The following is an 11166-nucleotide window of genomic DNA, read 5'->3' on the forward strand; positions in this document are numbered from 1 at the left end:
ACGGGCTAGTTCGGGCTGATCCACTGGCCGGTGACGGAGTCGATCCGCACGACGCCCGAGACGGTGACCTTGTCCTCCGACCAGGCCTCGTCGCTGTCCGGCGTGTACTTGCCGTCCTCGCCGATGCGGCCGTGCTCGACCTCGGTCCACTCGTCGTCACCGGTGTGCTTGGACACCGTGACCTCGCCGTCCTGGGTGATCTCGGTGGCCAGGTCGGCCTTGCCGTCGCCGTCGGCGTCGGTGAACAGCCAGGTGTCGCCGTCCTCGTCCTTCACGACGGCGGTGTCCGCGCGGCCGTCGCCGTCGGTGTCCTCGGTGGCGGGGCCGACCTCCTGGTCCCTGCCGTCCTCGACGTCGACGACGATGGACTTGCCCGCGTTGGTGTTCGTCTCCCGGCTGTGGTCGTCGTCGGGGTCGACGGCGACCCACTCGCCGGAGCCCTCGTCGAACTCGGCCTGCCCGGTCAGCTCGCCGTCGGCGTCGAACGTGCTCATCAGGTCGGCGTCGCCGTCGCCGTCGGTGTCGCTGAACGCCAGGTGGCCGCCGTCGTCGGTCTCCACCACCGCGCTCTCGTCGACGCCGTCCTCGTCGAGGTCGTAGGTCGCCTCGGCGGTGTACTCCTCGTCGCCGACCGTGACCTTCAGCTCGCCGTCGGTCGTGCCCGTCTCGTCGATGTACACCGTGTCCCACCCTCCCGCGTGCTTGTGCCGGTTGGACTCACGTTATGCCTGTTCGGTTCCGCCGGGGAAGGTCGGGACGCCCGGCCACCGAAAACGGCCCGCTTGCCACCACCCTGGGTGATCGATCGTCCGACGCCCGCCGCGACGGCACGGCGCCACCGCCCACCTCGGGACGACCAGGGTCGGTCGCGGGTTCAGGCGCGGTCGCGGACGGCCCTGATCCGGGCCAGCAGCTCGTCCACCTTGGCCCGGCCCGCGGTCAGCTCGGCCAGCCGGCGCGTGACGGCCTGCAGCGCGCGGGTCCGCTCGCCGGCTTCCATGCGCAGCGCCTTGTCGACCTCGCGCAGTTCCGCCTCGATCGCGTCGACCCGCTTGCCCAGCGCGTCGTCCAGCGCCAGCGACAGCTGCTGCTCGGCCTCGATCAGCTGCTCCGCCACCAGCTGGTCCACAGTGGACCGCGCGTCGGCGATGGCGTCGGACAGCCACTGCTTGAGGTGCTGCTTGTCGGCCGAGTGCTTGCGGGTGCGGGCCATCCACCAGCCCGCGCCGAGGCCGAGCGCGATCGTCACCGGCAGCACGACGGGGTTCAGCGCCGCCACCCCGAGCCCGGCCAGCGGCAACGCGGCCAGGCGGCCCACGCCCAGGCCGCCGGACACGCCCATGAACACGAGCAGCTTGTCCTCGGCGGTCGGCACGCGCTTCTCCGGCGGACGCAGGACGACCGGCGGCGTCACGCCGCGCGCGAACTGGCCCCGGATCACGGCCAGCTCCTCCGGCGAGAACAGGTCGGCCAGCGCCGAGTCGGCGACGCGGGACAGCCGCCCGGCGAGCCCGGCGCTGATCCGGCCCGACACCAGCTGCAACGCCGTGTCGACCTCCTGCGGCAACGCCGCCAGCCGCTCGCGGTCGGCCGAGTCGATGGCCGTGCGGAACCACGTCTGCACGTCGCGCATCTGGCGGCTGACCTCGTGCGCCCCCTCGACCCTGGCCCGCTGCACCTCGCCGCGCAGCCGCACCTGCCAGCTCCGCGTGGACGACCGGCGCTGTGAGTTCAGCTCGTCACGGCGTCCGCGCAGCGTCTCGGCCTCCTCCTCGCCGGACGACAGCGCGCGCTTGTCCGCCTCGCCGCGCGCGATCAGCTCGTCCAGCACGGTCGCGAGCGCGCGCAGGCCGTTGGCCTCGCCGAGCATCGCCGCCCGGCCCACCACCAGCTCCTGCAACGCCTCCTGCAACGCGCCGACACCGGACCGGTCGCGCAGCATGGCCGCCGCGTCCGGGTTGGGCGCCTTCGCGGCCAGCTCGAACATGCGGGACGACACCGGGTGGAACGTGGCCCCGCGGAACCGGGGCGCGTGCTCGGCCAGCAACGCCTGGTCGGCCTCCAGCACCTGCCGCCAGCCCCGGAACTGGTCGACCTTGGTCAACGCGAACACGACGGTCTCGACGCGTTCGCCGACCGTGCGCAGGAAGTCCAGCTCGCCGCGCGTGAACGGGGCCGAGGCGTCGACCACGAACAGCAGAGCGGTGGCCGTGGCGGCGGCCTCGGCGGCCAGCTCGCCGTGCACCGAGTCGAGCCCGCCGACCCCCGGCGTGTCGACGACGGACAGCCGTTCCAGCAGCGGGATGGGGGCCTCGACCTCGACGTACCGGGGCGGCAGCATGCCCTCGGGCAGGTCGTGCGCCGCGGACACCCAGTTCACCAGCTCCGACCGGTCGAACGGCACCGGCGACATCGACCCGGCGTAGCAGGCGCGGGCGGACCACTCCTCGCCGTGCCGGAACACCAGGTACGTCGCCGTCGCCACCTCGGCGTCGACCGGCGACAGGCCCGGTGTCGCCAGCAGGGCGTTGACCAGGGAGCTCTTGCCGCGGTTCGTCTCGCCGACGACCACGACGGACGCCGGGCCGCCGCGCCGGGTCTCCACGAACGACGCCGCCGCCGGGTCGAGCCCGCGGACCAGGTTCGTCAGCTTCTCCCTGGTCTGCCGGACCGTCTGCGGGAGGGTGCTCACCGGCGCCTCAGCGGGCCGTGTAGACGGTGACGATCGGCGCGCGCAGCGTCCGGCCCCGGTCGGAGAAGCCGACCACCTCGGTCTCCGCGACCACGCCGTCCAGCGACGCGTCGTCCGTCGGCACGGTGCCGCCCGCCTCGTGCCGGGACGGGTCGAACCGCTCGCCGTCCGGCCGCAGCGCGGTCACGCCGATGCCCGCCAGGCCCTCTTCGAGCCGTTCCACGACCCCGGCGCTGCGGGCCCGGTCCAGCGCGTACAGGCACAGCTGCACCAGCGTGCGCCGCTCCGCCAGGGCCTGGTCCAGCAGCTCACCGGCGATGGTGGTCTCCAGCGTCGTCTCCACAGCGTGGTCGGACGCCGCGCCGACCGGTTCCGTTCCGCTCATCGCCGCCCCCGCAGTTGTTGCCAGATCAGGAAGTACGCCCGGTGCACCACGTGCGCCACCCGGCTCTGCGCGGGCGTGGCGCCGAACGACGCGAAGGACCGCCACCAGCCCGCCCGTTCCAGCGCGTAGGCCATCAGCTCCCGCGGCGGCCTGCCGCGCAGGCCGAGCTGCTCGGACAGGTCGGGCGAGCTGCCGAACCGCAGCACCTCTTCCACCAGGTCGGCGGGCATCGCCACGGCGCCGGACGCCACCAGCGTCAACGCCTCCAGCAGCCGCAGCTGGTGCGCCTCGGGCTTGGCCAGCAGCACCTCGATGGCGTCGTGCACGCGCTGCCGCTCGTTCGGGTCGCCGGAGGCGGCGGCCAGCGCGGTCACCGAGGCCAGCGCGGCGGCGGCCTTGATCCCGTCGGCGCGCGAGCGGAACACCGCGTTGAGCTTCGCCCGCACGCCGTCCAGCCCGGACGCGTCGAGCAGCTTGCGGCGCAGCGCGCCCGCGGTGATGGCGGGCTCGGCGTCCACGGCTTCGAGCGCCTTGCGGATGCCGTACAGGTCGAGCTTCTCCAGCAGCCGGGTGCGGGTGCCGACCGGCACGTCGCACTCCCAGGCCACGAACAGGTCGGCCGAGATCAGCATGGTCTCGCGGGTCGCCTCGTCCAGCTCGGCCAGCTTGCGCAGCGCGTCCGCGTCGGCCGACGTGAAGCCGCCCGTCTCGGTGGACTCGGCGACCAGCCCGATCACCGGCAGCACGTCCGCGACCCGCGGCTTGAGCGTGTGCGCCTGGCGCTCGGCGAGGAGGACGGCGGCCCGCCACGTGTCGCCGTCCGAGCCCTCGACGGTCTCGGCGGCGATCGTGTCCGCCTTGTTGAGCACCGCGATCGCGTTCACCGGGCCGGCCTCGCGGCTCGCGGTGGCGGCGGTGAACGCGGCCAACGCCTGCTGGTCGTCCGCGCGCACGCCCTGCGTGACGACGTACAGCACGGCCTCCGCGCCGGCCACGGCGTTGCGCGACACCGGGTCCAGCTCGCCGCCGAGCAACGCCTCGGTGCGCGCCACGGACGCGGCGTCCAGCGAGCCGAGGCCGGGCGTGTCGATCACGGTGAGGTCGCGCAGCACGGCGTTGGTCAGGTACGCCTCGATGTGGGACACCTTGTCGAAGTCCACGCCGAGGTCGGGCGGGATGCCGCCGTTCGGCTCGAACGGCAGCACCTGCTTGCGGCCGTCGGTGAACACGACCTCGATCCGGTCGACCGTGCCGTACTGGAAGCGGGTGACCAGCCGGGTGCACTCGCCCACGTCCGTCGGCGCGACGCGACGCCCGATCAACGCGTTCACCAACGTCGACTTGCCGGACTTGATCCGGCCCGCCACGGCGACCTGCAGCGGCGCGGACAGCCGCCGCAGCACCTCGCGGAACCCCGCCGCGGTCGCGGGCGACACCTGGGGCTGCAAGCCGACGCACAGGTTCGCGACCGCCGCCGAGAGCGGACCGGCGAGCTGCTTGGCCTGCGTCGTCACGCCGAGATCGTGCCACGTGCGGTTGACGGGCGGTTTGCGAACCGGATCTCACGGGTATTTCCGCGATCGACGAGGGAGGTCAGCCATGGAACAGGGATACGCGGTGTTCCTGCTGCTCGGCGTGGTGCTGGTGCTGATCGACGGCCAGCTCATCTACCGGGGCGGCAGGGGATACATGAGCCGTGCGTACGGCGACCCCGAGGCCGCCAAGTCGATGACCCGCCTGGCGACCGTGCTCTTCCACCTCGTGGTGCTCGGACTGCTCGCCATCGTGTCGATCATCTCCGTGGACACGGGCGACCCGGTCAAGGACATCGTCGTCAAGCTCGGCGTGATGCTCCTCGTCCTGGCCCTGGTGCACGCGGTGACCATGATGATCCTCGGCCGAATCCGCGACCGGCAGCTCCAGCAGCAGCTGGCCGATGAGATGGCCGAGGACCACCGGCAGTACGAGCAGCAGCGGGCCGTGCCGCCGCAGACCCGGGTCGAGCAGACCCGGGTGGAGCAGACCCGCGGCGCGCCCGCGCCCAGGGTCGAGGAGCACGTCGACCCGACGCAGATCAAGACCGTGCGGTAACCGCGACACACGGCGATCCCGACGCGGCGGCCGGCGCGACCCGACGACACGGGCGCGCCGGCCGCCGCGTTTCGCCCGGTCAACGGGTCGGGCGGGCATCCGCCTCCAGGACTAGCCGGGGTCATTCCGTGGCGCGACGCGCGGTCGGCCGGCCGGTACCTAACCTGGTCACGTGCGGCGGCTGAGCCTGTGGATGCGAGCGCACCCGGTGTTCGGGGACTCCCTGATCGCCGGGGTGCTGCTCGTGTTCGACCTGGGCACGATGGCCGCCGCCGGCACGCGGGTGCCCGGCTCGGCGCTGCTGTTCGTCGGCGCGATGATGATCGCGCCGGTCGTGTTCCGCCGGAAGTACCCGCTCGGCTCGTCGTACGTGATCCTGTTCGGCGGGTCGGTCCAGCTCTTCACGCACGGCGACATCAGCGACGGCGCGCCGTTCCGGCTGGCCGACTTCGCGCTCGCGGTCGGGCTGTACACGGTCGTCGCGTACGTCGGCAGGCGGCAGGGTCTGCTGTACGCGATCTGGCTGGCGGTCGGCACGTTCGTGTGGGCGCTGTGGCGCATGGGCGCGGGCGCCGAGGCCGCGTTCATGGTGTTCGTGATCGCCGTCGTGTTCGCGTTCAGCTGGGCGCTCGGCGAGTTCGTCGGCGCGCGCCGCGCCTACCACTCGGAGCTGGAGCAGCGGCTCAAGCTGCTGGAGACCGAACGGGACCAGCAGGCGCGGATCGCGGTCGGCGAGGAGCGCTCGCGGATCGCGCGCGAGCTGCACGACGTCGTCGCGCACGCGGTGAGCGTGATGGTGGTGCAGGCCGACGGCGCCGGGTACGCGATCAAGAGCAACCCGGACCTGGCCGAGGCCGCCGTGCGGACCATCGCCGACACCGGGCGGCAGGCGTTGACCGAGCTCCGGCGGCTGCTGGGCGTGCTGCGGTCGGAGGACCAGTCGGGCACGCAGTGGATGCCGCAGCCCGCCGCGGGCGACCTGCACGAGCTGGCCGACACGTGCCGGGCGGCCGGGCTGCCGGTGGCGCTGGAGACCGCGGGCGACCTCGGCACGCTGCCCGCGGGCCTCGGGCTCGGCGTGTACCGGATCGTGCAGGAGGCGCTGACGAACACGTTGAAGCACGCGGGCTCCGGCGCGGCGGCCACCGTCCGGGTGGCGCGAACACCCGACCAGGTGGAGGTGGAGGTGACCGACGACGGTTTCGGCACCCCGCACGACCTGGTCGCGGTGTCCGGCGGCAACGGCCTCATCGGCATGCGCGAACGCGCCGGCGTGCTCGGCGGCACGCTGGAGGCGGGCCCCAACCCCGGCGGCGGGTGGCGGGTTCGCGCCGTGCTCCCGCTGACTCCGTCATAGGGTGGTCCGGTGATCCGAGTCCTGCTGGTCGACGACCAGGAACTCATGCGCATGGGCTTCCGGATGGTGCTCGGCGCGCAAGAGGACGTCGACGTCGTCGGCGAGGCGGGCAACGGCCTCGACGCCGTGCACCTGGCCGAGCGGCTGCGCCCCGACGTGGTGCTGATGGACGTCCGCATGCCGGTGCTCGACGGGGTCGAGGCCACCAAGCGGATCGCCGAGGCGGGCACCGCGAAGGTGCTCGTGATGACCACGTTCGACCTGGACGAGTACGCGTTGTCGGCGTTGCGCAACGGCGCCTCCGGGTTCCTGCTCAAGGACACCCCTCCGGGTGACCTGGTGTCCGCGCTGCGGGCCGTGGCCAGCGGTGACGCGGTCGTGTCGCCGTCGGTGACGAAGCGGCTGCTGAGCCGGTTCCTCGGCGACGGCGGCGGCGAGCTGCGGGACGCGGCGGTGCTGGAGGCGCTGACCGAGCGGGAGCGCGAGGTGCTGGTGCTGATCGCCAAGGGGCTGTCGAACACCGAGATCGCGCGGAAGCTGTTCCTGTCCGAGGCGACGGTGAAGACGCACGTCGGCCGTATCCTGGCGAAGCTGGAGCTGCGGGACCGGGTGCAGGCCGTGGTGCTGGCGTACGAGACGGGGCTCGTCCGGCCCGGCGACGTCTGACCGGGCGCCCGGTCGGACGTGCGGCCGGTCGGACGTGTGGACGGGCCGGACGAGCGCCGGGTCAGCGGTACTTCGACACGTCCGCGGTGGTCGGGTCGACGCCCGGTTTGAACACCTCGTCGTACCAGCGGCCCCAGTCCGGCCGCGAGCCGTCGAGGTCCGTGAAGCCGTACTCCCGCATGAGGGTCCACGACGCGAGCGCCTTGCCGGTGAACCGGTGGCGGTCCGGGTCGGCGGCCAGCGCCGCCACGCCGCGCCCCACGTAGTGCGGCGTCTCGGACATCGCGTAGTGCGGCTCCTTGGCGATCGCGTCGCGCCAGTTGGCCTCGGTCACCCCGAAGTGCTCCAACATCTGCTCCGAGCGCAGGAACCCCGGCGTGACGGCGACCGACGTGCCGCCGTGCGGCTCCAGCTCCTTCGCCAGCACGGTGCCGAACCGGCGGATCGCGACCTTCACCGAGTCGTAGGCCAGCGACCCGCTGTAGAACTCGTCGCCGTCGCCGTCGGTCACCTCGACCAGCAGCCCGCCCGGCTGCCGCACCAGCAGCGGGAGGAGGCGGTGCAGCGTCACGAAGTGCGCCTCGACGCTGTTGCGCCACATCCGCAGCTGGCGGTCGAGGTCCTGCTCCCAGAACACCTTGAACTCGGTGTCCGCCTCGCCGCCCCACACGTCGTCCACCAGGACGTCCAGCCGCCCGTCCACTTCGGACTCGATGCGGGCGCGGAACGCGTCCACGTCGGCCGGCGCGGTGAAGTCGCACCGCACCGGGATGCCCCGGCCGCCCGCCGCCGTGACCAGCTCCGCCGTCTCCTCGATCGTCTCGTCACGGCCGATCGGCGACTTCCGCTCGCGCGTCGACCGCCCGCCGACGAACACCGTCGCGCCCACCGCGCCCAGCTCGACCGCGATCGCCCGGCCGGCTCCGCGCGTCGCCCCCGTCACCGCCGCGACCTTGCCGGCCAACGGCCTGCCCTGCTGCGCTTTCTCCCGTTGGGCCGTGTCCTGTTGGGCCGTGTCCCGTTGGGCCTCGCCCTGCGACTCCACCATCATCTCCCCTTCCACGCGTCCAGCACCGCGTCCACGTCCTCCGCCAGCCGGTCGGCCAGCGCGCCGCGCGGCCGGATCGACCAGTCCATCGACACGCCGTAGAGCAACCCGGTGAGCACCCGGGCCGCGCGCTCGGGCGGCGGACCGTGCGGCAGGTCCGCCTGTCGGGTGAGGTCCAGCACGGTCTCCTCGGTCACCGCGTACAGGTCGGCGAGCAGCGCGCGCAGCTCCGGGTCGATCAGGTCGACGCCGAGCTGCGCCAGGTGGTGCTGGGCCTCGGCCGGGTCGGTCAGGCCCTCGAACCACGTCAGCAGCGCCGCCCGCAGCCCGGCCACCGGGTCGGCCCCCGCCGCTGCCGCCGCACGCATCCGGCGCACGTTGTCGGTCGAGGTCTGCCTGGTCAGGGCCTGGAGCAGGCCGCTCTTCGAGCCGAACCGGCCGGCCACCGTGCCCACCGACACACCGGCCCGCGCGGCCACGTCGGCCATCGTGAACCCCGGCCCCTTGCCGCCGATCACCTCCGCCGCGGCGGTCAGCAGCCGCTCGTCCGTGATCGTCTTCGGTCGTGCCACCCGGTTATTGAACCACGGTTCATTAATGGTCGCCCAGTAGGGTGGTGACAGTGACCTGGAGACCTCGCCTCATCGCCCTGGACATCGACGGAACCATCACCCCGGTCGGCCGCGAGGACGTCGCACCGGCCGTGCGCGCGGCGATCGACCGGGCCGTCGACCACGGCGCGCACGTCGTCCTCTCCACCGGTCGCAGCCTCGTCGGCACCCGCCCGATCGTCGACGACCTCGGCCTGCGCGGCACCACGGCGATCTGCTCCAACGGCGCGGTGTGGTGGGACACCGACTCGCGCGCGGTGGTGCGCCAAGTCGCGTTCGACCCCGGGCCGTCCGTCGAACGCCTGCGCGCCCTGCTCCCCGACGCGGTGTTCGCGGTCGAGGTGACCGGCGTCGGCAACCTCTCGCTCGGCCGGTTCCCCGACGGCGACCTCTGGGGTGACGTGCGCGAGGTGACGTTCGCCGAGCTGGCCGCCACGCCGACGTCCCGGCTGGTCGTGCGCTGGGTCGGCCGCACGCCGGAGGAGCTGGCGCTGCGCGTGCTCGACGTCGACCTGCCCGGCGTCACGGCGTCGTGCGACCACACCGAGCCGTGGCTGACGCTGTCGCCCCCCGGCGTGACCAAGGGGGCGGCGCTGGAGGAGCTGCGGCACGCGCTCGGGGTGTCCGAAGAGGACACCCTGGCCATCGGCGACGGCTCCAACGACGTGGAGATGCTGCGGTGGGCCGCGCACGGCGTCGCGATGGGCCAGGCGCCGGTCGCCGTCCAGGAGGTCGCGGACGCGGTCACCGGCACGATCCTCGACGACGGCGCGGCGGCGGTGCTGGACCGGTACTTCGCCGCCTGACGCCGGTCACCCGTGGCCGTGGCCGTGGACGGCGAGGGTGCGCGACGTGCGGTCCTCGTGCCCGGTTCGACGATCACGAACTGGCCCATCATCCCCTTGTCCTCGTGCCGCAGGATGTGGCAGTGGTACATGTACGGCGTCTTCGGGTCGACGTGGTGGCCGAACTGGACCGCCAGCCGCACCTTCGACTTGCCGGGCACGAACACCGTGTCCTTCGGCCCGCGCAGGTGCTCGGGAGGCGCCGCGCCGTCGATGTCGAGCACGGTGAACGCCACCTCGTGGACGTGGAAGTTGTGCGCGAAGGTGATGTTGTCGACCTCCCACACCTCCCGCGCGCCCGCCGGCACGACCTCGTCCACGCGGGCCAGGTCCATGTCCTGCCCGTTGATCTCCGAACCGCCCAGGCGGAACCGGCGGACCCTAGGGCCGGGCACGACCGGGGGCACGTCCGACAGCGTCGCGGGCAGGTCGGGTGACGGCGCGAGCGTGGCCGCGGCGGTCAGCTTGAGCAGGTCGAAGTCGCCCTCCTCCACGTCGCTGTCGCCCGCCGAGCTGCGCAGCACGACCTGCTCGCCGGGCGTGAAGCCCACGACGACCTCGAACCGCTCGCCGGGGCTGATCCGGAACCGCCGGACCGGCGCCGGGGCGTTGAGCAGGCCCGCGTCGGACCCGACCACGTGGAACTCGCGGTCGTCGGCGAACCCGATGTCGTAGACGCGGGCGTTCGAGCCGTTGAGCACGCGGAACCGCACCTTCGACGTGGTGACCTCGAAGAACGGGTCGTAGGTGCCGTTGACCAGGACGTGGTCGCCGAGCAGGCCGAACGTGCCGCCGAGCGCCTCGTCCAGCTCGCCGTCGGCGCGGAACTCCTTGTCCTGCACGATCAGCGGGACGTCGTCCACGCCGTAGGCGCTCGGCAGGCCGGGCACGCGGTCGTCGTCGACGATGAACATGCCGGCCAGGCCGCGGTAGACGTGCCGCGCGGTCAGGCCGTGCGGGTGCGGGTGGTACCAGCAGGTGGCGGCGGGCTGGTCGACCGTCCACGCCGGGTTCCACGTGGCGCCGGGCTCGATCAGCTGGTGCGGGCCGCCGTCCATCGCCGCGGGCAGGCGCAGGCCGTGCCAGTGCAGGGTGGTGGCCTCGCCCAGCTGGTTGGTCACGCCCATCGCGACCCGGTCACCGCGGCGGACGCGCAGCGTCGGCCCGAGGTGGTCGCCGTTGACGCCCCACGTGGCGGCGGTCGTGCCGGGCAGCAGCTCGACGCGGCCGGCGCGCAGGTGCAGCGGGAAGCGCTTGACGCCGTCCGGGCCCGGCTCCGGGTCGAGCACCGGCGGGATGCGCAGCCGGTTCGCGAACGACAGGGTGCCCGCGTTGCCGTCCGAGCCGCAGCCGGTCGCGGCGACGCCGACCAGGCCGGCGCCGACCAGTCCGGTCAGGGCGAGGAAGCTGCGTCGTCTCATGGTGACGATCGTGCGTTCCGGCGGCGGCGAAATCGTCGGCCGGCGACGGT

10 protein-coding genes and 1 pseudogene are annotated in these 11166 nt (G+C 73.3%); 4 read left to right on the top strand and 7 right to left on the bottom strand.

Annotated features, from left to right (window positions below; translation table 11 throughout):
• Positions 1-5: 5 nt before the first annotated feature.
• The 4 genes from ACRAKH_RS34365 to ACRAKH_RS34380 all read right to left on the bottom strand — a co-directional run bounded on the left by ACRAKH_RS34365 (position 6) and on the right by ACRAKH_RS34380 (position 4591).
• Positions 6-680 (bottom strand): hypothetical protein, encoded by a 675-nt coding sequence (locus ACRAKH_RS34365; protein WP_380725317.1) that lies wholly within the window; start codon positions 678-680, stop codon positions 6-8.
• A 194-nt stretch (positions 681-874) separates the two neighbouring features.
• Positions 875-2692: a dynamin family protein gene (locus tag ACRAKH_RS34370; protein ID WP_380725315.1), complete on the bottom strand. Its 1818-nt coding sequence runs from the start codon at positions 2690-2692 to the stop codon at positions 875-877.
• A 7-nt stretch (positions 2693-2699) separates the two neighbouring features.
• Positions 2700-3077: a nucleotide exchange factor GrpE gene (grpE, locus tag ACRAKH_RS34375; RefSeq protein ID WP_380725313.1), complete on the bottom strand. Its 378-nt coding sequence runs from the start codon at positions 3075-3077 to the stop codon at positions 2700-2702.
• Positions 3074-4591: a dynamin family protein gene (locus tag ACRAKH_RS34380; protein ID WP_380725311.1), complete on the bottom strand. Its 1518-nt coding sequence runs from the start codon at positions 4589-4591 to the stop codon at positions 3074-3076. The genes grpE and ACRAKH_RS34380 overlap by 4 nt, the downstream gene beginning before the upstream one ends.
• Positions 4592-4676: 85 nt before the next feature.
• On the opposite strand from ACRAKH_RS34380, the gene ACRAKH_RS34385 reads away from it, so the two are divergent.
• The 3 genes from ACRAKH_RS34385 to ACRAKH_RS34395 all read left to right on the top strand — a co-directional run bounded on the left by ACRAKH_RS34385 (position 4677) and on the right by ACRAKH_RS34395 (position 7191).
• A complete protein-coding gene (locus ACRAKH_RS34385) occupies positions 4677-5168 on the top strand; it encodes a hypothetical protein (RefSeq protein WP_380725309.1) in 492 nt (163 codons plus the stop codon).
• 193 nt (positions 5169-5361) lie between these two features.
• Positions 5362-6525: a sensor histidine kinase gene (locus ACRAKH_RS34390; RefSeq protein WP_380725343.1), complete on the top strand. Its 1164-nt coding sequence runs from the start codon at positions 5362-5364 to the stop codon at positions 6523-6525.
• Positions 6526-6534: 9 nt separating this feature from the next.
• Positions 6535-7191 (top strand): response regulator, encoded by a 657-nt coding sequence (locus tag ACRAKH_RS34395; RefSeq protein WP_380725307.1) that lies wholly within the window; start codon positions 6535-6537, stop codon positions 7189-7191.
• A gap of 61 nt (positions 7192-7252) precedes the next feature.
• Here the strand turns inward: ACRAKH_RS34395 and ACRAKH_RS34400 are convergent, their stop codons facing one another.
• Positions 7253-8254, bottom strand: a complete 1002-nt coding sequence (locus ACRAKH_RS34400; protein WP_380725305.1) for an SDR family oxidoreductase — start codon at positions 8252-8254, stop codon at positions 7253-7255.
• Positions 8239-8811 carry a TetR/AcrR family transcriptional regulator gene (locus ACRAKH_RS34405; protein WP_380725303.1) on the bottom strand — a complete coding sequence of 191 codons (573 nt, stop codon included), beginning with the start codon at positions 8809-8811 and terminating at the stop codon, positions 8239-8241. Before ACRAKH_RS34405 ends, ACRAKH_RS34400 begins: the two co-directional genes overlap by 16 nt.
• A gap of 131 nt (positions 8812-8942) precedes the next feature.
• On the opposite strand from ACRAKH_RS34405, the gene ACRAKH_RS34410 reads away from it, so the two are divergent.
• Positions 8943-9656 (top strand): HAD family hydrolase, encoded by a 714-nt coding sequence (locus ACRAKH_RS34410; protein ID WP_447009995.1) that lies wholly within the window; start codon positions 8943-8945, stop codon positions 9654-9656.
• A gap of 128 nt (positions 9657-9784) precedes the next feature.
• Here ACRAKH_RS34410 and ACRAKH_RS34415 read toward each other — a convergent pair.
• Positions 9785-11116, bottom strand: a pseudogene (locus tag ACRAKH_RS34415) (multicopper oxidase family protein); the annotation flags it as partial.
• Positions 11117-11166: the final 50 nt, after the last annotated feature.

Source organism: Saccharothrix hoggarensis (assembly GCF_052936025.1).